Source organism: Mycobacterium sp. P2_H7 (genome assembly GCF_056403275.1).
Genome location: NZ_JBFUFU010000009.1, coordinates 434,121 through 455,954 on the forward strand (window position 1 = coordinate 434,121; position 21,834 = coordinate 455,954).

Below are 21,834 nucleotides of genomic sequence, written 5' to 3' on the forward strand. Positions count from 1 at the left end.
TGTTCGCGATGACTCGGGTTCTGCTGGTTACCAACGATTTTCCGCCGCGCAGCGGCGGCATCCAGTCCTACCTGGAGGCCTTCGTCGGCCAGCTGCTGCAGTCCGGCGGCCATGAGCTGACCGTGTACGCACCGAAGTGGAAGGGTGCGCCCGAATACGACGCGGCGGCCGACTACGAGGTGGTGCGCCATCCGACCACGCTGATGTTGCCCGAGCCGACGGTGGCCAACCGGATGCGTGCCTTGATCGCCGAGCACGGTATCGAGACCGTCTGGTTCGGTGCGGCCGCACCGCTGGCGCTGCTGGCCCCACTGGCCCGGGCCGCCGGTGCCGACCGGGTGATGGCCAGCACACACGGCCACGAGGTGGGCTGGTCGATGCTGCCAGTGGCGCGAAATGCCTTGCGGCGCATCGGTAACGACACCGATATCGTCACCTACGTCAGCAATTACACCCGAGGCAGGTTCGCGTCCGCCTTCGGTCCGAACGCTCGCCTGGAGCGGCTCTCGCCCGGTGTCGACGTGGACCGATTCGTGCCCGATCCCGTTGTCCGCGCCGAACTGCGGACCCGGCACGGGCTGGGGGAGCGACCCGTCGTGGTGTGCCTGTCGCGGCTGGTGCCGCGCAAAGGCCAAGACATGTTGATCCGTGCGCTACCCGCGATCAGGGCGGCGGTGCCCGGCACCGCCCTCGTCGTGGTCGGTGGCGGACCGTACCGGGACACCTTGCACAAGCTGGCCCGCGAGGCCGGGGTCGCCGAGCATGTGGTGTTCACCGGAGGGGTTCCAGGTACCGAACTGCCCGCCTATCACGCGATGGCCGACGTGTTCGCCATGCCGTGTCGCACCAGGGGAGCCGGTCTGGACGTCGAGGGTCTGGGCATCGTGTACCTGGAGGCCTCGGCGTGCGGGGTGCCGGTGGTGGCCGGCCGATCAGGCGGCGCACCCGAGACGGTGCGCGACGGCGAGACCGGCGTGGTGGTCGACGGCACCGACGTCGCGGCGATCGCGGCCGCCGTCAGCGGCATCCTGGCCGACCCGGACGCCGCCGCGGCGATGGGGACGGCCGGACGGCAGTGGGCCGTGCAGAACTGGCAGTGGAGCGCCCAGGGGGCGCGGCTGCAGCGACTGCTGGACGGCTAGGAGTACAGGGCGTCGATGTCGGCGGCGAACTTCTCCGCGACCACCTTGCGCTTGACCTTCAGCGTGGGCGTGAGTTCGCCGGTGTCCTCGGTGAAGTCGACCGGCAGGATCCGGAACTTGCGGATCGATTCGGCATGCGACACCACCTGATTGGCCTCTTTTACGGCGAGATCGATCTCGGCGGTGAGGTCCGGGTCGTCGACCAGGTCGCCGACCGACGCGGCCGCATCCTTGCCGTTGCGCTGCTTCCAGCCGGGGAATGCCTCCGGGTCGATGGTGATCAGTGCAGCGATGAAGGGCTGCTGGTCGCCGACCACCAGCGCCTGACTGATCAGCGGGTGCGACCGCAGCCGGTCCTCCAGGACCGCGGGGGCGACGTTCTTCCCGCCCGCGGTGACGATGATCTCCTTCTTGCGGCCGACGATGGTCAGGAACCCGTTCTCGTCGATCGCGCCGAGGTCGCCGGTGTGGAACCAACCGTCGGTGAAGGCGTCCTTGGTGGCGTCGTCGTTCTGCCAGTAGCCGCCGAACACGACGCCGCCCTTGACCAACAGTTCGTCGTCATCGGCGAGGCGCATGCTGTTGCCCGGCAACAACTTTCCGACCGAGCCGACCTTGAGCGCGCCGACCTGGTTGACAGTGATCGCCGCGCTGGTCTCGGTGAGGCCGTAGCCCTCGTAGATGGTCAGGCCGACACCGCGGTAGAAGTGGCCGAGCCGCGCACCCAGGGGGGCGCCGCCGGAGATCGCGGCCAGGCAGTCGCCGCCGAGAGCGGCCCGCAGCTTGCCGAAGACCAGCCGGTCGAACAGCGCGTGCTTGACCTTGAGCAGCAGACCGGCGCCGGCTCCCCCTTTTTGGTCCAATGCCCTGCTGTACTCGATCGCGGTGGCGGCGGCGAGCTCGAAGATCCGGCCCTTGCCGCCGTCGCGGGCGTTCTGCTCGGCGGTGTTGTACACCTTCTCGAACACGCGCGGCACCGACACCACCAGCGTCGGCTTGAACACCCCGAACGTCGGGACGAGGTTCTTGATGTCGCTGGTGAAACCGAGGGTGACCTTGTTGGTGAAGGCCGCGACGGTGATCGCCCGGGCCAGCACGTGGGCCAGCGGCAGGAACACCAGCATCCGCTCGCCCTTGGCCAGCAGGTCGGGGAAGCTGGACTTGGCGCCGTGGATCTCCGAGAGCAGGTTGGCGTGCGTCAACTGGCAGCCCTTGGGCAGCCCGGTGGTGCCCGAGGTGTAGATCAGGGTGGCCGGGTCCGAGGATTTGATACCGGCCAGCCGCGCCTCGAGTTGGCCCGCGTCGACGGTCTTGCCCGCCGCCGCCAGCTCGTCGAGGGCGGGCGTTCCGGTGCCCTCGATACGCAGCACCTTGCGCACGTGCGGTACCTGCTCGCGCAGCTGTTCCACCCGGTCGGCGTGGGCGTCGGTCTCGGCGACCACCAGCACCGCCGACGAGTCGTCGAGCACGTGCCGGATCTGCTCGGCCGAGCTCGTCTCGTAGATGGGCACCGTCACCCCGCCGACCGACAAGATGGCGAAGTCGATCAGCGGCCACTCGTAGCGCGTAGCCGACAGGATGGCCACCCGATCACCGGGCTGGACGCCTTCGGCGATCAAACCCAAAGCGGTGGAACGGATCTGCTCGGCGACCTGAGCGGCGGTGACGTCGGTCCAGCGGCCGTCGAGCTGGCGCTGCAGGATCGGGTGGCCGGGATCTTGACGCTCGTGGGCGTATACGGCGTCGACGACGGTGTCGGACTCACCGATCTGGAACGTTGCGGCAACGCTGTACTCACGCATGCGCGACAGCCTAGTCGCCCGCCTCGGACCGGCGGTACCGCGTGTGTGATGCTGGTCAGCCATGAACAGCGTCCAGATCTCCGACGAGACCTTCGTGTGCGCCGATCCGGCGGATGTCGGACGGGCCGTGGCCGACGCGGCGAACTGGCGGCGGTGGTGGCCGGATCTGCGCCTGAACGTGGTCGAGGACCGCGGCCCGGCCGGGGTGCGCTGGACCGTCGCCGGAGCGCTGACCGGCACCATGGAGGTCTGGTTGGAGACCATGATGGACGGCGTCATCCTGCACTACTTCCTGCATGCCGAACCGGCGGGTGCGGCCGGCGGCACGGATCTGGCCAAGCTCAACCACGCCCGCCGGGTCGCAGGCAAACGGATGGCCTTCGAGGTCAAGGCCCGTTTGGAGGAGCACCGGCCGGTCGGGGTGTCACGACTGGCCCGATAGCGAGCACCCCGTTTGGCGGTGCGGGTAGATTTCTCGACGTGGCTGAGAAGACGGCGCAGACGATTTACATCGATGCCGATCCCTCGACGGTGATGGACGTGATCGCCGATATCGGCTCGTACCCGGAGTGGGTGGCCGAGTACAAGGAAGCCGAAGTGCTCGACGCCGACGGGGCCGGGAATCCCAAGACGGCTCGGCTGGTACTGGACGCGGCGGTGCTCAAGGACACCATGGTGCTGTCCTACCAGTGGCCTGCCGACCGCAAATCGGTGACCTGGACGTTGGTGTCGAGTTCACTGCTGCGCGGCCTGAAGGGCGCATACAAGTTGTCGCCCAAGGGTTCTGGGACCGATGTGACCTATGAGCTGTCCGTGGACCTGCTGATCCCGATGATCGGCCTGCTCAAACGCAAAGCCGAACGCCGGCTCACCGACACCGCGCTCAAGGACCTCAAGAAGCGAGTCGAGGTGCAGTGAGCTGAATGGCGAGCAAGCGCCCGTGCCCGCTCGGATCAGCCTGTTCGTCGGCAAGGGTGGGGTAGGCAAGTCCACGTTGGCCACCGCCACCGCCGTGCGTGACGCGCGCGGCGGACAGCGGGTGCTGATCGTGTCGACCGACCAGGCGCATTCCACCGGCGACGTGCTGGGCGCGGCGGTCGTCCCGACGGGCGAGCGGAAGCCCACCCGGGTCCTCGCCGACCTGGATGTCGGGGTGGCGGATTCCTCCGGCGGCTTCCTCGACGCCCTTGCCCTGGACACCCTGGCCCTGCTGGAGAACCGCTGGCGCGAGATAGCCGGCCTGCTCGCCGATCGGTTTCCCGAGTCGGATCTGGGAAATGTTGCTCCCGAAGAACTTTCGGCCCTGCCGGGAATTCAGGAAGTCCTCGGCCTGCATGAGGTGGGGGAGCTGGCGGACTCGGGTGTCTGGGACCACGTGGTGGTCGACTGCGCCTCCACCGCCGACGCGTTGCGCATGCTCACCTTGCCCGCGACCTTCGGGCTCTATCTGGAACGGATGTGGCCTCGGCACCGGCGACTGTCCCTGCCAACCGGTGACGCGGTGTCGGCCGGGGTGATCACCCTGCTGGAGCGGGTCGCGGTGGGCACCGAGGAGCTGTCGGCACTGCTGGCGGACGTCGAGCGGGTCAGCGCGCACCTGGTGCTCACCCCGGAGCGGGTGGTGGCCGCCGAGGCGATCCGCACCATCGGGTCACTGGCCCTGATGGGCGTGCGGGTGGCCGAACTGCTGGTCAATCAGATTTTGGTGCAGGACGATTCATTCGAGTACCGGAACCTGCCCGAGCACCCGGCCTTCGACTGGTACACCGAGCGGATCGCCGACCAGCGCGCCGTGCTCGACGAATTGGACGCTGCCATCGGCGATGTGCAGCTGGTGCTGGTGCCGCACCTGGCCGGGGAGCCGATCGGGCCCAAGGCGCTCGGTGAACTGCTGGACAGTGCCCGGCGACGGGACGGCTCGCCACCGCCGGGGCCGCTGCGGCCGGTGGTCGACCGTGAGTCGGGAACAGGGCTCGAAGCGGTCTACCGGATGCGGCTAGAGTTGGCCCAAGTGGATCCGGGCTCGTTGACGCTCGGGCGAGTCCACGACGATCTGATCATCGGTTCAGGCGGTATGCGCCGCCGGGTCCGGTTGGCATCAGTCCTGCGGCGCTGCATCGTCATCGACGCACAACTGCGCGGCAGCGAGCTCACCGTGCGATTCCGCCCTGATCGAAAGGTGTGGCCGGCGTGACCAGGGAGCACCCCGATCTGGCTCCTGAACTTCGGCAGCTCGCGCAGGCCGTCTTGGACCGGCTCGACCCCGCTGTCCGGATGGCCGCTGCGCGCGCCGCGGCAGCCGGGGCAGGTCCCGGACAGTGCCAGCAGGTGTGGTGCCCGGTATGCGCGCTGGCGGCCCTGGTGTCCGGCGAGCAGCATCCGTTGCTGTCGGTGATCGCCGAGCACAGCGTCGCCCTGCTCACCATCGTCCGGAGCATGGTCACCGAGCCCGGCTCCGAACCCGGGCCGGCGCCGACCCCGCCGGACGACCCGTCCGGCCCGCCGGCGCCCGACGGCGCCCCGGCCCCGTCGGGTCGTTACGAACACATCCCGGTCAGTCTCGAAGACTGACGATTCTCACAGGCTTCGATGTGGTCCCCGCAACATTGCGTGGGTAAAGTTGTCGCGGAACGCTGTCGCAGCGTCCGGCGCAGGAGGGTCCATGTTTTTCTGGTTCTACAAGCACATTCTGATGGGCCCCTTGTTGCGTTTGCTCGGCCGACCGAAAGTGCAAGGGCTGGAATACGTTCCGGACTCGGGAGCCGTGCTCCTGGCCAGCAACCACCTCGCAGTAGCGGATAGCTTCTATCTGCCGCTGGTGGTCCGGCGCCGCATCACCTTCCTGGCCAAGGCCGAGTACTTCACCGGCACCGGCCTGAAGGGCAAGCTGACCAAGTTCTTCTACTCGTCCACCGGCCAGGTGCCCATCGACCGCACCGACGCCGATTCCGCCGCCGCCGCGTTGACCACCGCCCAGCGCATCCTGTCCGAGGGCAAGCTGCTCGGCATGTACCCCGAGGGCACCCGATCGCCCGACGGCCGCCTGTACAAGGGCAAGACCGGGTTGGCCCGGGTCGCCCTGGAGAGCGGTATCCCGGTGATTCCGGTGGCGATGATCGGAACCGACACCGTCAACCCCCCGGGCAGCAAGAGGTGGCACTTCGGCCGCGTCGAGGTCCGTTTCGGCAAGCCGATGGACTTCAGCCGGTTCGAGGGGTTGGCGGGTAACCGGTTCATCGAACGCGCCGTCATCGACGAGGTGATGTACGAACTGATGCGCCTGTCCGGCCAGGAGTACGTCGACCTGTACGCCGCCGACATCAAAGAGGGCAAGACCCCGCCGCCGGCCGCCAAGGCCGGTTAAGTCAGACCGTTGGTCGCCGCGATCTTGGGATCGGCGCCGACCGCCGGGTCCGGACGCTCCGCCAGGCGTGGCGCCACCACGCCGGCCACGGTGATCACGGCCAGCGCCCACCACAGGTACGAGGCGCCGAGCAGGCGTCGCCACAGTGAGGCCGCCGTCTCATGGTGCTCGGGCATCAACACGATCGGTGTCCACACCATCAGCGCCAGGCCCACCACACCGACCACCAGCAGACCCACCGAACGCCGGCGGAATCCGATCACTCCCACCACGAGCGTCGCGGGCAACACCCACACCCAGTGGTGCGACCACGACACCGGCGACACCGCCAGCCCGAACAATGCCACGCAGATCAACGCCAGGACAGGCTGATCGGCCCGCAGCACCCGGCGCGCGGCCCACACCGTGAGGCCCAGCACCGCGACGCACGCCGTCGCCCACAGCACGAAACGCGCCTCTTCGCCGATGCCCAGCCGGGCCAACGTGCCCGAGATGTTCTGGTTCGTGTTCAGCGTCGCGTTGCCGATGCGGTCGGTGTCATGCAGCGTCTCGGTCCAGTACGTCCACGAGTCCCGCCACGCCAGGACGAAGCCCACCGCGGTGGCTGCGCACGTCGATGCCGCCGTCACCAGCACCGCGCGCACATCGCGCCGCAACACGAAATAGAGCAGGAACACCGCAGGTGTCAGTTTCACGGCGATGGCCACACCGAGCAGCAGTCCGCGCGGCCACGGCGTCTTGCGCGGGACACAGTCCGCGATCACCAACGTCATCAGCACCACGTTGATCTGGCCGAAGGCGAAGTTCGCGCGGATCGGCTCCAGGTAGACCACGGCGGGGGCCACCAGTGCCGCGGCCAACCACACCCGGGCCTGCCAGCCGGGACCCACCTCAAGGCGGGTCAGCACGATCGTCATGGACACCACCAGCAGGACCAGGGTGGTCACGGTGATGGCGGCGCTGGCTGCCGGCAGGGTGAGCCAGGCGAACGGGGCGAAGACGATCGCGGCCAGCGGCGGATAGGTGAACGGCAGATCGAGGCCTGCCTCCGTCTTGAACTTGGTGCTGTCGGCATACAGCGGGGTGCCGTCCAGCCAGGCCCGCCCGCCCATCCGGTAGACATCGATGTCGATGCGGTACGGCGCATGGCCCAGCAGGTGCCAGCCTGCCCAGATCAGCCCGGCCAGAGTGAGCAGCTGGAACAGTCGCCATGCGACGGTCGTGCCCAGACCCGCCTTGCCGGGTGTGTGCGGACGGGGTGGCTGAGTGGTCATTTCGCCGACCAGCCTATCGGGGTGGTTCGGCACGCCGGACGGCACAGGAGGACTGGTGGCACGTTCTGGTCGCAGGTCGGCGTATGTTCTCGACCGTGCATCTGCGCATCCAGCTCGACTTCATCACCGGCGATCGCCTGCCGTTGTTGTGCTGCCTGATCGCATTCATCCTCACGTTCTTCCTGACCCGCCTCATCGTCCGTTACATCCGCAGCCACCCCGGCGGCGACGCGCCGCGCAAATGGTGGCAACCGCGCAACCTGTCGGTAGGGGGCGGTGTGCACCTGCACCATGCGGTGATCGGCGTGATTCTGGTGATGGTCTCCGGGGTGTCCATGGTGACCCTCGCGGTAAACGGCGGTGTGCCCGAATTCACGGTGGCTGCGGTGTTCTTCGGGATCGGTGCGGCGCTGGTGCTCGACGAGTTCGCGCTGATCCTGCACCTGCAGGACGTGTACTGGGCCGAGGACGGCCGGACGTCGGTGGACGCGGTGTTCGTCGCGATCGCGGTCGCCGGGCTGCTGGTGCTCGGCTTCAATCCGCTGTCGTTCTTCGATATCAGCATCTGGCGCGCCGACGACACGTGGCAGGCGCGCGCGGCCGTCATCGGCGTCGCCGTGCTGACGCTGGCGCTGGCCGTGGTGGTGCTGTTGAAGGGCAAGGTGTGGACCGGCCTGGTGGGCATGTTCATCACGCCGCTGCTGTTCGTCGGCGCCATCCGGTTGTCGCGGCCGCACGCCCCGTGGGCGCGCTGGCGGTACACCACCCGGCCGCGCAGGATGCACAAGGCGCTGGAACGGGAACGCCGGCTGCGCCGGCCGGTGGTGCAGGCCAAACTGTGGGTTCAGCATGTGGTCGCGGGCGAACCGCATTTCCCCGACGACGCCATGGTCGACCAGGAACTGGACCGCGAGATCCACGCCGCTCCGGCTCCTGCCGAGCCGCTCGCAACCAAGGGAGCTCGCTGACATGCGCTACTTCTACGACACCGAGTTCATCGACAACGGCCGCACCATCGAGCTCATCTCGATCGGGGTGGTGGCCGAGGACGGTCGCGAGTACTACGCGATATCAACCGAATTCGATCCGGAACGGGCCGGCAGCTGGGTGCGCAAGAATGTGCTGCCCAAGCTGCCGTCGCCGTCGTCCAAGCTGTGGCGTTCGCGCAGGCAGATCCGGGCCGAGCTCGAAGATTTCTTCGACATCGACGGTGACGAGACCATCGAGCTGTGGGCCTGGGTGGGCGCCTACGACCACGTCGTGCTGTGTCAGCTGTGGGGACCGATGACCGATCTGCCGCCGGCCATGCCCCGGTTCACCCGGGAGCTGCGCCAGTTCTGGGAGGCGCACGGCAGCCCGCGGATGCCACCGCGCCCCAGCGACTCCCACGACGCGCTGGTCGACGCTCGTCACAATCTGCGCCGCTATCAGCTGATGAACGACGACGGGGACTGGGCGGCACGAGCCTGAGCTGCGGGTATGGCCGGTAAATTCGCCGCGGCGGCGCGGTTACCATAGAGCGGTGAACTGGACCGTCGACGTACCCATCGACCAGCTTCCGGAGCTGCCGGCCCTGCCCGAGGACCTGCGCCGAAAGCTGGATGCCGCTCTCGCCAAACCCGCGCTGCAGCAGCCCAGCTGGGACGCCGGCCAGGCCAAGGCGATGCGGACGGTGCTGGAGAGCGTGCCGCCCATCACCGTGCCGACCGAGATCGAGAAGCTCAAGGTGCAACTGGCCGCCGTCGCGCGCGGTGAGGCCTTCCTGCTGCAGGGTGGCGACTGCGCCGAGACGTTCGTCGACAACACCGAGCCGCACATCCGGGCCAACATCCGCACCCTGCTGCAGATGGCGGTGGTGTTGACCTATGGCGCCAGCATGCCGGTGGTGAAGGTCGCCCGGATCGCCGGCCAGTACGCCAAGCCGCGTTCCTCGGACACCGACGCGCTGGGGCTGAAGTCCTACCGCGGCGACATGGTCAACGGCTTCGCCCCGGACGCCTCGGTGCGCGATCACGACGCGTCGCGCCTGGTGCGGGCCTACGCGAACGCGAGTGCCGCGATGAACCTGGTGCGCGCGCTCACCTCGTCGGGCATGGCCTCGCTGCAGAAGGTGCACGACTGGAACCGCGAATTCGTGCGCACCTCGCCCGCGGGGGCGCGGTATGAGGCGCTGGCCGGCGAGATCGACCGCGGGCTGCGTTTCATGAGCGCCTGCGGTGTCGACGACCGCAACCTGCAGACCGCCGAGATCTTCGCCAGCCACGAGGCGCTGGTGCTCGACTACGAACGCGCCCTGCTGCGGTTGTCCAACGAATTCGACGAGCCGCGGTTGTACGACCTGTCCGCGCATTACGTGTGGATCGGCGAGCGCACCCGGCAGCTCGACGGCGCGCACATCGCGTTCGTGGAGACCATCGCCAACCCGATCGGCATCAAGATCGGCCCCACCACGTCGCCGGAGCTGGCCGTCGAATACGTCGAGAAGCTGGATCCCAAGAACGAAGCGGGCCGGCTCACCCTCGTCAGCCGGATGGGCAACCAGAAGGTGCGCGACGCGCTACCCCCGATCATCGAGAAGGTGCAGGCGTCGGGGCATCAGGTGATCTGGCAGTGCGACCCCATGCACGGCAACACCCACGAATCGTCGACCGGCTATAAGACGCGGCACTTCGATCGCATCGTCGACGAGGTGCAGGGCTTCTTCGAGGTGCACCACGCGCTGGGCACCCACCCGGGCGGGATCCACGTCGAGATCACCGGTGAGAACGTCACCGAATGTCTCGGTGGCGCCCAGGACATCTCCGACGACGATCTGGCCGGCCGGTACGAGACGGCGTGCGACCCGCGGCTGAACACCCAGCAGTCGCTGGAATTGGCGTTCCTGGTCGCCGAAATGCTGCGCGGCTAGCTAGTCCAGCAGTCCGGGCAGGTTGCTGCCGAGCGTCCAGGCGCCGGCCGCGACCAACCCGGTCAGGGTGAGCAGCACCAGCATCCAGATCAGTGTCGTGCGCCGGGCCCGCTGCCGGGCCCACGCGAAGTCGTCGAGGTCGATACCGGCGAACTGTGTTGGCACCGGCGAATATTCGGGCTCGGTGTCGGACTCTTCCAGGGCGCTGTTCAGGTCGTCGGCGAAATCGGCGCCGTATTCACGCGTCGGGTTGGGCCGGGCGTTCGGGACCGGCCGGACCGCCTCGGTGCGCACCCGGGAGTGGTATTCGGTCGCGGCCCGGTGCTGGGCGGACTGCTGCGGAGCAGGCACCCGGAACGGCGGCAGCCGCAACTCGTCGACCACACCGGCCAGCGCGTCGGCCAACTCACCCGCGTCGGCGTAGCGCGCCGCCGGATCGCGGTCGGTGGCGCGCAGCACCAGTTCGTCGAACTGCCGGGGCACCCCGGCGATCCCGATGCTCGGCGGCGGCACATCATGATCCATCCGCTGATATGCCACCGACAACGCGGTGTCACCGGTGAACGGGGCGGCGCCGGTGAGCAATTCGTACGCCAGGATGCCGACCGCGTACACATCGCTGCGCGGGGTGGAGTCGCCGGTGCCGACCTGCTCGGGGGAGAGGTAGGCCGCCGTGCCCAGAATCACACTGGTCGAGGTGATTCCGGCTTCGGCGACTGCCCGGACCAATCCGAAATCGGCGATCTTCACTTCGCCGGCATCGGAGATCAGGATGTTCTCCGGTTTGATGTCGCGGTGCACCAGCCCGGCGGCATGCGCCACCGCCAGCCCGCGGCACACCGGCGTGAGCACCGCGGCCACCGCGTGCGGGGGCATCGGCCCGCGCTCGCTCAGCAGTTCGCGCAGCGTGCCGCCCTCGACGAGCTCCATCACCAGGAAAGGCGCCTCCCGGCTCGACCCTCCACCGCCCTGGTCGTAGACCGCGACCAGCGCAGGGTCCTTGAGCCGGGCGACGGCTTTGGCCTCGCGCTCGAACCGGGTCAGGAACTGTTGATCCCCGGAATAGCGGGAGTCCATCACCTTCAGCGCGACCGGACGATCCAGCCGGACGTCCAGGCCGCGGTACACGGTGGACATCCCGCCGGAGGCGATCGGGGCGTCCACCCGGTAGCGCCGGTCCAGCACGGTGCCGACGAGCGGGTCGGCGCGCTGGTAGGTGTCCATCGAACACATGGTACGAGAGTGGCTCTGACCCTTAGACTCTGTGCGGTGAGCAGTATTCCGGCGGCCGACGATGTCTTGGACCCCGACGAGTCCGTGTATGACCTGGCCGCGGTGTCGGCCCTCCTCGGTATCACGGTGACCAAGGTTCATCAGCAGCTGCGCGACGGCCATCTGGTCGGCGTGCGGCGCAAGGGTGCGGTGGTGGTACCGAAGATCTTCTTCGACGACACCGGGCACGTCGTGAAGACGCTGCAGGGGTTGCTCGTGGTGCTGCACGACGGCGGGTACCACGAGACGGAGATCGTGCGGTGGCTGTTCACCCCTGATCCGTCGCTGACGATCAGCCGCGACGGCAGCACCGACCGGCAGACCAACGCACGCCCGGTGGATGCGCTCCATTCACATCAGGCCCGCGAGGTCATCCGGCGGGCTCAGGCGATGGCGTACTAGGTTCGGCTGCCTCCGGCGCCCTGGCCAGGTAGCGCCATGCGCCGAACGCGCACGCCGTGGCCAGCGCGACGTGGATCCACGAGTACATGCCGTGTGAGCCATCGGGTTTGAAGATCACCATGATCCACGTCGAGAACCCCGCGATGAGCGCGATCGCAGCCCGGGACTGGGCCAGTGCCGAGAGCACCGCCAACGGCCAGGTGTAGTACCAGGGCAGCGCGGCGGGCACGAACAGCACGACCACCAGCATCGCCAGGGTGATACCGGTCAGCGCCTCTCGGTCGTCATGACGGAACCGCCACCACAACAGCGGCAACGAGATCGCGATGACGGCGACGCCCATGATCCGGGTGATGTCCAGCACGGCGTAGAAGTTGACCGGGATGAACAGTCCGCCAACGGTGTTGATGATGTTCGCGGTGGCCGTCGGCACGGTCAGCCAATTGATGATCTTCACCGACCCGGCCAGCGCGGTCAGCCAGCCCAGGCCGACACCGGCGAGCCAGGACAGCACGGCGAACACGGCCACGAAGATCGCGGCCGAGGCCGCCGTCGCCACCGCGAACGCCGGCACGGGACGGTACCCGCGGGTGTCGCGCAGTTTCCGCATCCACACCCACACCATGAACGGCAACGCGATGCCGGCGGTGGCCTTGACCGCCACGGCGATCGCGATCAGGCTCACCCCCCACATAGGGCGGCCACCGAAGGTCAACGCGATGGCGGCCATCATCAGCCCGACCATCAGCATCTCGTTGTGCACGCCGCCCATCAGATGGATGATCACCAGCGGGTTCAGCACGCAGATCCACAGCGCGACCGCACCGTTGGCGCCGACGTGGCGCGCCACCCGCGGCGCGGCCCAGATGAGCAGGGCCAGCCCGGGCAGCATGCAGAGCCGCAGCAGCATGGTGCCCTCGACCACGTGGTTGCCGACGATCATCGTCACGAATTTCGCGACCAGGATGAAGGCCGGCCCGTATGGCGCGGTGGTGGTGGTCCAGATGGGGGAGACGTTGTCCAGCAACGAGTTCGGATTGTCGATGGGGCCCACGACGTAGGGGTCGAAGCCGTCGCGCAGCAGCGCGCCCTGGGCCAGGTACGAATACGTGTCGCGGCTGAACACCGGCACGCTCAACAACAGCGGCGTCAACCAGAACCCGGTGGTGGCCAGCATCGTGTACTCGGTCACACCCCCCGGTCGCTGCGCTCCAGCCCGCCGTCCACCTGTCCGGTCGACCACCCGCCGGCCCAACCCCAGCCACGCGACCAGCATCAGCGCGACACCGCCCCACAGCAGCACCGACGACAGCACCAGGCCATGCCCGAACCGCAGCCAGGACAGGTGCAGCGACTCCAGCAGCGGGTCGTGCAGTCGCGTGCTGCCGGCCCCCAGGCCACCCGCGGTGATCATCACCGCGCCGAGGAAGCCCAGCCGGGCGGGGCCGGCCTCGGGCGACGCCGCGAACAACAGCAGCCGTGCCATCTGCCTGCGCAGGGCGCTTGTCGGCCCGCCGTGGGTGGGGCCGATCGCCGTCGGGGTGGTCATGCTCCTAGGCGGACCGGTTGGAAGCCAGCCCCGCGAGTTCGGCGAGGCCGATCTTGGCGTGCTGATCGATCGGAGCGGAACTCAGCGCGCCGAGTGCCCGCCGGTTCAGGGTGTCGATGCGGTTCTCGACGGCCGCCAGCGCGCCGACGGACTCGATGACCTGGCACAGGTCGCGTACCTGGGCCTCGGACAGATCGGTGCCGATGGAGGTCCGCAGCAGTTTGGCCGCCACCGGGTCGGAATTCTCGGCCAGCTCGACCGCTTCGGCCAACAGCACGGTGCGTTTGCCCGAGCGCAGGTCGTCACCGGAGGGCTTGCCGGTGACGGCCGGGTCACCGAACACGCCGAGGACGTCGTCGCGCAGCTGGAAGGCGATGCCCAGATCGGTGCCGATCTGATGGAAGATCGCCTGCACATCGGGCCGGTCGGCCGCGGCGGCGGCGCCGAGCTGCAGCGGGCGTGACACGGTGTAGGACGCGGTCTTGTAGGTGTTCACGGTCATCGCCGAGGCCACCGAGTCGGCACCGCTGGATTCGGCGACGATGTCCAGGTATTGGCCGCCCAGCACTTCGGTGCGGATGTCCGCCCACACCTTGTGCACGCGCACATGCGCTTCGGCGGGCAGGTCGGCGGTGGCGACGATGTCGTCGGCCCAGACCAGCGAGAGGTCACCGGCCAAAATGGCCGCCGAGAGACCGAACTGTGCGCTGGAACCGTGCCAGGCGCGGTCGCGGTGCAGGTCGGTGAAGAAGCGGTGCACCGTGGGCAGGCCGCGCCGGGTTGCCGACGCGTCGATGACGTCGTCATGGATGAGCGCGCACGCATGCAGCAGTTCCAGCGCCGAGAAGAGGCGCAGCGCTTTCACGTCGTCGACGTCGGGGTCGCGGTCCGGGCCGGCCCCGGCCCGCCACCCCCAATAGGCGAACAGGGGTCGGATGCGCTTCCCGCCACGCAGCACGAATTCCTCGAGTGCGGCGGTCAGTTCGGCGTACTCGGAGCCGATGTAGGCACTGTCGCGGCGGCGGTCGGACAGGTAGCTCCGCAACTGGTCGACGACGGCGTTGGCCAGTTGCACGGCTGATGGTGCCGCTGTTTCCACGGTCAGCGGGCGCCCCTTTCTTCCTGCCCCGAATTGGCCCCGACGGTTCTCAGCCTAGAGCTTCGGTACGAATTTGTAGTAGCCAGCACGGCCGAGCCGGGCAGCTGGTTCAGCTGGGGTCGCCGACCTTCGGGGACTGGTCACGGGCCGCCCAGGCGACCGCGCCGATGATCCCGGCCACGATGAACGACCCGACGGTGAGCCAGATGGCGGCTCCGGTGAAGGAGCGCGCACTCGGGTCGGTGTAGCGCGCCTGAGCGTTCATGGTGGTCACGACGCCGGGCTTGAGCTTCCATTCGACGACATCGCTGGAGACCTGGTCGCCGTTCGTCGAGGTGACCTCGCCGGGGAACGACACGCTCATCGACACGTCGGCCTCGGGGTCGCTGAGCGTGGTCAGGTCGACCCGGCCCTCCAGGATCACCAGCTCCCCGGCGCGCCGCAGGGAGATGTCGACCCCGGCCGCGTCGCGATTCATGTTGGCCAGCTGCGGGAGCTCGGCGAAGGTGAGATCGGAGAACACCGCCTGCGAACCGACGTAATCGCCGCGGTCGTACTGCGAAATGGCCACCTTGTTGCTGAAGGGCAGCGTGTTGAGCAGCTGCGGGCCCTTGTCATCGGAGTTGCGGGCCTTGGCCGACGCGACGATCTGGCCGGACACCCGGTCGTCGGGGGAGACGGTGATCGACGTCCGCACCCGGACGCAGCCGACGGCCAGCGGAGTCAGGATCAGCAGCAGCAGGACCAGGGCCCGGAAGCGCCTCGACCTCATCGGGTTCGTCATGGCGAGCTGGTGCAGCACCCGGTCATCGTGCCAGACCGGGACCGTCGAGGGGCAGCGACCGGCCCAGGATCGCGAAGGCGCGAGGGTCGCCGGCGAAGTGGTAGTCGCGGATCACGTCGGTGAAACCCAACCGTCGGTACAGCCGCCAGGCCCGGTTGGACTCGCCGTTGATCTCGGGCGTGGAGAGCAGGACGTGGGTTTCGCTGCGGTCGGCCAACAGCCGGCGGGCCAGCGCCTCGCCGAGACCGCGGCCCTGCGCGCGTGGGTCGATGTGCAGTTCGGTGAGCTCGAAATAGCTGTTCATCAGGGCGTTGACGTGGGCGGCCTCGACGCCGACGCGCCGCAGGCCCTGCAGCACCTGCTGCTGCCACCACTGATCGGGTGCGCCGCAGTAGCCGTAGGCGATGCCGACGAGGGTGCCGGACTCCAGGTCGGAAGTGCCGGGTTCGGCTGCTGAGTCGATAACCGCTGACTCGTTAACCGCTGACTCGATGACTGCTGACTCGATGACTGCGACGCCCTTCCACCCCGGCCGGCGGCTGTGCTCCAGCCACATCGAGGCGCGCTGGCTCTCGGTGCCGCGCGGGTAGCGCATCGCGTCGACGTAGACGGACAGGGCCTCGTCGAGTCGCCGCTGCATGGCGGCAGGCGACAGGTCCACCAGATACGTCGCCAACGGGTGCCCTTCGAGGTATGCGTGCGTTCTAACGCCTCCATTATCTGATGCGGGTCCGCCGGGGCGGCGTTCCGGGGCAGGGTTGCGGTGGTGGCCGCGGGGTTTCCGTGCCGGACGTCATACAATCGTCGGTCAAGTAGGTGGTACGGGTCGAATCGACCTCGTATCATGGTTATTAAGCGTCCGTACTCGCGGGCGTCATCGACTTTGAAGACACTGGCCGCGGCTGCAACGACGCTGCATCGATCCTGAGGAGGGACGGATGCCACTCTCCGATCATGAGCAGCGCATGCTCGACCAGATCGAGAGCGCGCTGTATGCGGAGGACCCCAAATTCGCGTCCAGCGTGCGGGGCGGCACACTTCGTGCACCGTCCACCCGCCGTCGGCTACAGGGTGCGGCGCTGTTCGTGATCGGTCTGGCCCTGCTGGTGTCGGGGGTGGCGTTCAAGGCCACCATGATCGGCAGCTTCCCCGTTCTGTCGGTCATCGGCTTCGTGTTGATGTTCGGTGGCGTGGTGTTCGCGGTCACCGGACCTCGGGTGGCAGGCCGGCCGGACAAGTCGGCTCCCTCCGGCGGTTCGGCCAGGGGGAAGCGCGGTAAGAGCGGCGGCGGTTCGTTCACCAGCCGGATGGAGGATCGCTTCCGGCGTCGTTTCGACGAATGACCGGTTCCGGCTCCGGGGCAGTTCCGTAAGGAACTGCCCCTTTTTTGTGCGTGGGTACGCCCGGCGTGTCGGCACCGACGGTCGTGGGCAGGGCGGAAGGCGTCCGTGCTCCCCACTTTCCCCCACCTCGGCGTACATCCTGCTGAGCGCGGCTGAACTGCGCCTTTCTTCCCTCTGGTGGCGCTTCCTGACGTGACTCCAGGCCCTTCGGGGCGATCGAAAGGGGTCGCAGTGGGGCAGGACGCCAATTCACTGGCAGCAAATGGCGCCAGGTGGGGGATTGTGGGGTAAAGTGGCTGACAACGGAGCGGCCTGGGGCTCCGGGGTGGTGGGAGGTGACGGGATGTTTCTCGGTACCTACACGCCCAAGCTCGATGACAAGGGGCGACTGACGTTGCCCGCCAAGTTCCGCGACGCACTGGCAGGGGGGTTGATGGTCACCAAGAGCCAAGACCACAGCCTTGCCGTGTACCCGCGGGCCGAGTTCGAAACGATGATCACCGAGAAGTACGAGAAGGCTCAGCGCGGCAATCCGGAGGCCCGCGCCTACCTTCGAAACCTCGCGGCGGCCACCGATGAACAGCATCCCGACGCGCAAGGCCGCATCACCCTGTCGGTCGACCACCGGCGCTACGCGAGCTTGAGCAAGGAATGCGTGGTGATCGGCAACATCAAGTTCCTGGAGATCTGGGATGCCCAGGCCTGGCAGGAATACCAGAACACCCACGAAGAGAACTTCTCAGCGGCTTCCGATGAAGCTCTTCACGACCTCATCTGATCTTGCCCGTGCAGCGTGGCCTCTGCCCGAACCGGCCCTGGCGTACTTCCCCGACGCCAGGTCCGTCACTTCGGTCAGAGACCTCGCGCCACGGGCTCACCATCTCCAGCGCCGGAGGGTCCAGGTGTCCGACAACCGCATGCCTGATGACAGCGCCGCTCACGGCCACATCCCCGTTCTGATCGACCGCTGCGTCGAACTGCTCGCCCCCGCATTGACCCGCCGGCACGCCGACGGCCGTGGCGCCATCCTGGTGGACGCAACGCTCGGCGCGGGCGGGCATTCCGAGCGGTTCCTCACCGATTTCCCGGGACTGCGCGTGGTTGGACTGGATCGCGACCCGAACGCGCTGGCCATCGCCACCAGCCGCCTCGAGCGCTTCGGTGACCGGATGACATTCGTCCGGACCCGCTACGACGGCTACTGGGACGACCGCGCCGAAGCGGAGGTCGACGCGGTGCTGTTCGATCTCGGCGTCTCGTCGATGCAGCTGGACCGGGCCGACCGTGGCTTTTCCTACGCGCAGGACGCCCCGCTGGACATGCGGATGGATCCTGACGCGCCGCTCACCGCCGCCGACATCCTCAACACCTACGACGAGAAGGCGATCGCGCGCGTGCTGCGCGAGTACGGCGAGGAGAAGTTCGCCGGCCGCATCGCCGGCCGGGTCGTGCGCCGCCGCGAGAAGGAACCGCTGCGCACGACGGGCGAACTCGTCGAGCTTTTGTACGAGGCGATCCCTGCCGCCACCCGGCGCACCGGCGGTCACCCGGCCAAACGCACGTTTCAGGCGCTGCGGGTCGCCGTCAACGCCGAACTCGAGTCGCTCAGCGCCGCCATACCCGCGGCGATGGACGCGCTCTCCGGCGGCGGCCGGATCGCGGTGATGGCCTACCAGTCTCTGGAGGATCGGATCGTCAAGCGGCTGTTCGCCACTGCGATCCAGTCCCGAACCCCTCCCGGTCTGCCCGTCGAACTCCCCGGCTACGAAGCCGAGTTCGTCACGCTGACCCGCGGCGCCGAGCAGGCCGACGCCGAGGAGATCGAACGTAACCCGCGCAGCGCATCGGTGCGCTTGCGCGGTCTGGAAAAGGTTGCCGGAAAGGATGACTCATGAAGGTCAAGCGATCCGAACCGGTGCGCAGCGCCGAGGAGCGCCGGCGCGGCAACCCGAAGAAGAAGGCGCAGGCCGCCAAGCGGCAGCCCGAACCGCAGGCCCGCCGGCGCAGCCCGCGCCGCCCGGCCGCCGAGCCGCGCACCCATCGGCCGCAGCGGTCGGCGCCGCAGACCAGTCCCATCCCACGGTCGGCACCCGCGCCGACCATGGCCAAGAGTGCCAAGCAGGCCAAGGCGCGAGCCAAGGCCCGGAAGGCCAAGGCCCCCAAGATTGTTCGGATCCCGCTGCGCGAACGGCTGATCACCCGGCTGGCCTCGATCGAGTTGAATCCGCGGGCCATGGTGTCCCGGGTGCCGTTCGTGGTGCTGGTGATCGGCGCACTGGGCGTCGGTCTCGGCATGACGTTGTGGCTGTCCACCGACGCCGCCGAACGGTCGTACCAGCTGGGTCATGCCCGCCAGCTGAATCAGGCTCTGCTGCAACAGAAGGAAGCCCTGGAGCGCGATGTCCTGGAGGCGCAGGCCGCCCCGGCGCTGGCCGAGGCCGCGCGCAACCTGGGCATGATCCCGTCCCGCGACACCGCCCACCTGGTGCAGGACCCGACCGGGAACTGGATGGTGGTGGGTACGCCGAAGCCTGCCGAGGGTGTTCCGCCGCCACCGCTGAACACCCCGCTGCCCGACGACAACCCGGTGACTTCAGGGCCTGCCCCGGCCCGTCCCGCGCCGGCCGCCCCGCCCGGACCGCGGGTGGTGGACCCACGTGAGGTCGTCGTACGGATTCCCGGCAATACGCCTGTGGCACCAGTGCTCCCGCTCGCGGGCGTACCAGCCGCGAGCCTCCCGCCGGTGACCCTCCCGCCTGTTGTCATCCCGCCCGCAGCCGTACTTCCGGTGCCGGCTGCGCCCGCACCGGAGGCCGTGCCGGTTGACGGGGCCCCGCACCTGGCCACTCCGGCGCTTCCGGCACAGCCCGGCCCGGTCGGCGGCGTCGAGCAGCCGTCGACCGCCGCGCCCCTGGGCGCACCGGCATGATCGGCCGCAAGAAGAAGCCCGCGCAGCCTGTCCGGCGACGCACTCCCGCAACATCCACCCAGGAACATTCGGCCACCGAACGGCGCGTCCGGCAACCCATGAAACCCGGCGGCGAGACCGGTTTGCGCAGTTCGTCTTTCGTGTTCCGGCACCGGCTCGGCAATGTCGTCATCTTCCTGGTGCTGGTGGTCGCCGCAGCGCAGCTGTTCAATCTGCAGATCTCCAACGCCGCCGGCCTGCGCGCCGAAGCGCTCGGCCAGCTGAAAGTCACCGATGTGCAGAAGGCGGTGCGCGGCAGCATCGTCGACCGCAACTTCGACAAGCTGGCGTTCACCATCGAAGCCCGCGCGCTGACCTTCCAGCCGGTCAAGGTGCGAAAGATGTTGGAGGAGGCCAAGGCGGCCGACCCGGACGCGCCCGACCCCGATCAGCGGCTGCGCGCCATCGCGACCGAGGTGGCCACCCGGCTGAACAACAAGCCCGACTCGTCGACCCTGCTCAAGAAGCTCAGCGGCAAGGACTCGTTCGTCTACCTGGCCCGCGCGGTGGACCCGGCCGTCGCCGATGCGATCACCACGAAGTTCCGTGAGGTCGGCACCGAACGCCAGGACATCCGCCAGTACCCGGGCGGCTCACTGGCCGCCAACATCGTCGGTGGCATCGACTGGGACGGACACGGCCTGCTCGGGCTGGAAGACTCCTATGACGCCAAGCTGGCCGGCAACGACGGATCGGTCACCTACGACCGCGGCTCCGACGGTGTGATGATCCCGGGCTCCATGCGCAACCGTCACGACGCCGTCAACGGCTCCTCGGTGCAGCTCACACTCGACGACGACATCCAGTTCTACGTCCAGCAGCAGGTGGAGCAGGCCAAGGAAGCGTCCGGGGCGAGCAATGTCTCGGCTGTGGTGCTGGACGCGAAAACCGGTGAAGTGCTGGCGATGTCGAACGACAACACGTTCGACCCCAGCCAGGACCTGGGCCGCCAGGGCGACCGCCAGATGGGCAACACCTCGGTGTCCTCACCGTTCGAGCCCGGATCGGTCAACAAGATCGTCACCGCCGCCACCGCGATCGAACTGGGTCTGACCAACCCCGATGAGGTGCTGCAGGTTCCGGGCTCCATCGACATGGGCGGTGTCACCGTCCGCGACGCGTGGCCGCACGGCGTGATGCCCTACACCGCGACGGGGGTGTTCGGAAAGTCGTCCAACGTCGGCACCCTGATGCTCGCCCAGCGGGTCGGGCCCGAACGCTTCTACGACATGCTGGGCAAGTTCGGCCTGGGGCAGCGCTCCAACGTCGGCCTGCCCGGTGAGAGCTCCGGTCTGGTGCCGCCCATCGATCAGTGGTCGGGCAGCTCGTTCGCGAACCTGCCCATCGGCCAGGGTCTTTCGATGACGCTGCTGCAGATGACCGGCATGTACCAGGCGGTGGCCAACGACGGGGTGCGGATCCCGCCGCGGATCATCAAGTCGGTCATCGCCGCCGACGGCAGCCGGGCCGACGAGCCGAAACCCGAAGGCATCCGGGTGGTCTCGCCGCAGACCGCGCAGACCGTGCGCAACATGCTGCGCGCCGTCGTGCAGAAGGATCCGCGCGGCATCCAGCAGGGCACCGGTTCGGCGGCCGCGGTCGACGGATACCAGATCGCGGGCAAGACGGGCACCGCCCAGCAGATCAACCCGGCGTGCGGCTGTTACTACGACGACCACTACTGGATCACCTTCGCCGGCATGGCGCCGTCGGACGACCCGCGCTACGTCGTCGGCATCATGGCCGACAACCCGCATCGCACGGCCGACGGCCTGCCGGGCACCACGATGGCCCCGCTGTTCCACCACATCGCCGCCTGGCTGCTGCAACGGGAGAACGTGCCGCTGTCCCCGGACCCGGGACCGCCGCTGGTCCTGCAGGCCGACTGAGCCCGATCACGCCGACCGTCGGCCACCAACCCGCCCGG

The 21,834-nt window shown here is 68.4% G+C and carries 22 protein-coding genes; 15 read left to right on the forward strand and 7 right to left on the reverse strand.

Translation table 11 applies throughout. The features are described 5' to 3' along the window. The first annotated feature begins 8 nt into the window (after positions 1 to 8). Positions 9 to 1,142: a glycosyltransferase family 4 protein gene (locus AC1DY7_RS14275; protein ID WP_477494327.1), complete on the forward strand. Its 1,134-nt coding sequence runs from the start codon at positions 9 to 11 to the stop codon at positions 1,140 to 1,142. On the opposite strand, the gene AC1DY7_RS14280 is transcribed toward AC1DY7_RS14275, so the two are convergent. Next, positions 1,139 to 2,944: an AMP-dependent synthetase/ligase gene (locus AC1DY7_RS14280; protein WP_477494328.1), complete on the reverse strand. Its 1,806-nt coding sequence runs from the start codon at positions 2,942 to 2,944 to the stop codon at positions 1,139 to 1,141. The two genes, AC1DY7_RS14275 and AC1DY7_RS14280, sit on opposite strands and share 4 nt — an antisense overlap. 61 nt (positions 2,945 to 3,005) lie before the next feature. On the opposite strand from AC1DY7_RS14280, the gene AC1DY7_RS14285 reads away from it, so the two are divergent. The 5 genes from AC1DY7_RS14285 (at position 3,006) to AC1DY7_RS14305 (ending at position 6,308) form a co-directional block, all read left to right on the forward strand. Further along, entirely contained in the window at positions 3,006 to 3,386 is a 381-nt protein-coding gene (locus AC1DY7_RS14285) for a polyketide cyclase / dehydrase and lipid transport (RefSeq protein WP_477494329.1), read from the forward strand. Positions 3,387 to 3,424: 38 nt separating this feature from the next. Then, positions 3,425 to 3,862, forward strand: a complete 438-nt coding sequence (locus AC1DY7_RS14290) for an SRPBCC family protein (protein WP_477494330.1) — start codon at positions 3,425 to 3,427, stop codon at positions 3,860 to 3,862. A 22-nt stretch (positions 3,863 to 3,884) separates the two neighbouring features. Further along, positions 3,885 to 5,138, forward strand: coding sequence for an ArsA family ATPase (locus AC1DY7_RS14295; protein ID WP_477494331.1), 1,254 nt, complete (start codon positions 3,885 to 3,887; stop codon positions 5,136 to 5,138). Next, complete coding sequence (locus AC1DY7_RS14300) at positions 5,135 to 5,515, forward strand: hypothetical protein (protein ID WP_477494332.1); 381 nt, start codon at positions 5,135 to 5,137, stop codon at positions 5,513 to 5,515. Before AC1DY7_RS14295 ends, AC1DY7_RS14300 begins: the two co-directional genes overlap by 4 nt. A gap of 91 nt (positions 5,516 to 5,606) precedes the next feature. Then, positions 5,607 to 6,308, forward strand: a complete 702-nt coding sequence (locus AC1DY7_RS14305; protein ID WP_477494333.1) for a lysophospholipid acyltransferase family protein — start codon at positions 5,607 to 5,609, stop codon at positions 6,306 to 6,308. Here the strand turns inward: AC1DY7_RS14305 and AC1DY7_RS14310 are convergent. Next, the gene (locus AC1DY7_RS14310; protein ID WP_477494334.1) at positions 6,305 to 7,582 is read right to left on the reverse strand and encodes a glycosyltransferase 87 family protein; all 1,278 of its coding nucleotides are present in this window, start codon (positions 7,580 to 7,582) and stop codon (positions 6,305 to 6,307) included. The genes AC1DY7_RS14305 and AC1DY7_RS14310 overlap by 4 nt on opposite strands. An 83-nt stretch (positions 7,583 to 7,665) precedes the next feature. On the opposite strand from AC1DY7_RS14310, the gene AC1DY7_RS14315 reads away from it, so the two are divergent. From AC1DY7_RS14315 to AC1DY7_RS14325, 3 genes are read left to right on the forward strand one after another with little or no spacing between them, the layout of a single operon-like run. Then, positions 7,666 to 8,550: a hypothetical protein gene (locus AC1DY7_RS14315; RefSeq protein ID WP_477494335.1), complete on the forward strand. Its 885-nt coding sequence runs from the start codon at positions 7,666 to 7,668 to the stop codon at positions 8,548 to 8,550. Position 8,551: 1 nt separating this feature from the next. After that, positions 8,552 to 9,052, forward strand: coding sequence for a polyadenylate-specific 3'-exoribonuclease AS (locus AC1DY7_RS14320; RefSeq protein ID WP_477494336.1), 501 nt, complete (start codon positions 8,552 to 8,554; stop codon positions 9,050 to 9,052). A gap of 52 nt (positions 9,053 to 9,104) precedes the next feature. Further along, positions 9,105 to 10,490, forward strand: a complete 1,386-nt coding sequence (locus AC1DY7_RS14325) for a class II 3-deoxy-7-phosphoheptulonate synthase (protein WP_477494337.1) — start codon at positions 9,105 to 9,107, stop codon at positions 10,488 to 10,490. On the opposite strand, the gene AC1DY7_RS14330 is transcribed toward AC1DY7_RS14325, so the two are convergent. Continuing rightward, positions 10,491 to 11,714: a protein kinase domain-containing protein gene (locus tag AC1DY7_RS14330; protein ID WP_477494338.1), complete on the reverse strand. Its 1,224-nt coding sequence runs from the start codon at positions 11,712 to 11,714 to the stop codon at positions 10,491 to 10,493. It lies immediately after the preceding gene. Between the two features lie 45 nt (positions 11,715 to 11,759). Between AC1DY7_RS14330 and AC1DY7_RS14335 the strand changes: the two genes are divergently transcribed. Further along, positions 11,760 to 12,164: an Rv2175c family DNA-binding protein gene (locus tag AC1DY7_RS14335; protein WP_477494339.1), complete on the forward strand. Its 405-nt coding sequence runs from the start codon at positions 11,760 to 11,762 to the stop codon at positions 12,162 to 12,164. On the opposite strand, the gene AC1DY7_RS14340 is transcribed toward AC1DY7_RS14335, so the two are convergent. The 4 genes from AC1DY7_RS14340 to AC1DY7_RS14355 all read right to left on the reverse strand — a co-directional run bounded on the left by AC1DY7_RS14340 (position 12,133) and on the right by AC1DY7_RS14355 (position 16,272). After that, the gene (locus AC1DY7_RS14340; protein WP_477494523.1) at positions 12,133 to 13,650 is read right to left on the reverse strand and encodes an alpha-(1->6)-mannopyranosyltransferase A; all 1,518 of its coding nucleotides are present in this window, start codon (positions 13,648 to 13,650) and stop codon (positions 12,133 to 12,135) included. The genes AC1DY7_RS14335 and AC1DY7_RS14340 overlap by 32 nt on opposite strands. A 67-nt stretch (positions 13,651 to 13,717) precedes the next feature. Further along, a complete protein-coding gene (gene idsA2 / locus AC1DY7_RS14345; RefSeq protein ID WP_477494340.1) occupies positions 13,718 to 14,812 on the reverse strand; it encodes a bifunctional (2E,6E)-farnesyl/geranyl diphosphate synthase in 1,095 nt (364 codons plus the stop codon). 109 nt (positions 14,813 to 14,921) lie between these two features. Further along, positions 14,922 to 15,596, reverse strand: a complete 675-nt coding sequence (locus AC1DY7_RS14350; protein WP_477494524.1) for an LppM family (lipo)protein — start codon at positions 15,594 to 15,596, stop codon at positions 14,922 to 14,924. Between the two features lie 22 nt (positions 15,597 to 15,618). Beyond that, positions 15,619 to 16,272: a GNAT family N-acetyltransferase gene (locus AC1DY7_RS14355; RefSeq protein WP_477494341.1), complete on the reverse strand. Its 654-nt coding sequence runs from the start codon at positions 16,270 to 16,272 to the stop codon at positions 15,619 to 15,621. Positions 16,273 to 16,534: 262 nt separating this feature from the next. Here AC1DY7_RS14355 and AC1DY7_RS14360 point away from each other — a divergent pair, with 262 nt between their 5' ends. The 5 genes from AC1DY7_RS14360 to AC1DY7_RS14380 all read left to right on the forward strand — a co-directional run bounded on the left by AC1DY7_RS14360 (position 16,535) and on the right by AC1DY7_RS14380 (position 21,796). Next, positions 16,535 to 16,939 carry a DUF3040 domain-containing protein gene (locus AC1DY7_RS14360; RefSeq protein ID WP_477494342.1) on the forward strand — a complete coding sequence of 135 codons (405 nt, stop codon included), beginning with the start codon at positions 16,535 to 16,537 and terminating at the stop codon, positions 16,937 to 16,939. 343 nt (positions 16,940 to 17,282) lie between these two features. After that, positions 17,283 to 17,717: a division/cell wall cluster transcriptional repressor MraZ gene (gene mraZ / locus AC1DY7_RS14365; RefSeq protein ID WP_477494525.1), complete on the forward strand. Its 435-nt coding sequence runs from the start codon at positions 17,283 to 17,285 to the stop codon at positions 17,715 to 17,717. Further along, positions 17,692 to 18,834: a 16S rRNA (cytosine(1402)-N(4))-methyltransferase RsmH gene (rsmH, locus tag AC1DY7_RS14370; RefSeq protein WP_477494343.1), complete on the forward strand. Its 1,143-nt coding sequence runs from the start codon at positions 17,692 to 17,694 to the stop codon at positions 18,832 to 18,834. Before mraZ ends, rsmH begins: the two co-directional genes overlap by 26 nt. Continuing rightward, positions 18,831 to 19,868, forward strand: coding sequence for a cell division protein FtsL (ftsL, locus tag AC1DY7_RS14375; RefSeq protein ID WP_477494344.1), 1,038 nt, complete (start codon positions 18,831 to 18,833; stop codon positions 19,866 to 19,868). Before rsmH ends, ftsL begins: the two co-directional genes overlap by 4 nt. Then, positions 19,865 to 21,796 (forward strand): peptidoglycan D,D-transpeptidase FtsI family protein, encoded by a 1,932-nt coding sequence (locus AC1DY7_RS14380; RefSeq protein WP_477494345.1) that lies wholly within the window; start codon positions 19,865 to 19,867, stop codon positions 21,794 to 21,796. Before ftsL ends, AC1DY7_RS14380 begins: the two co-directional genes overlap by 4 nt. The last annotated feature ends 38 nt before the right edge of the window (positions 21,797 to 21,834 follow it).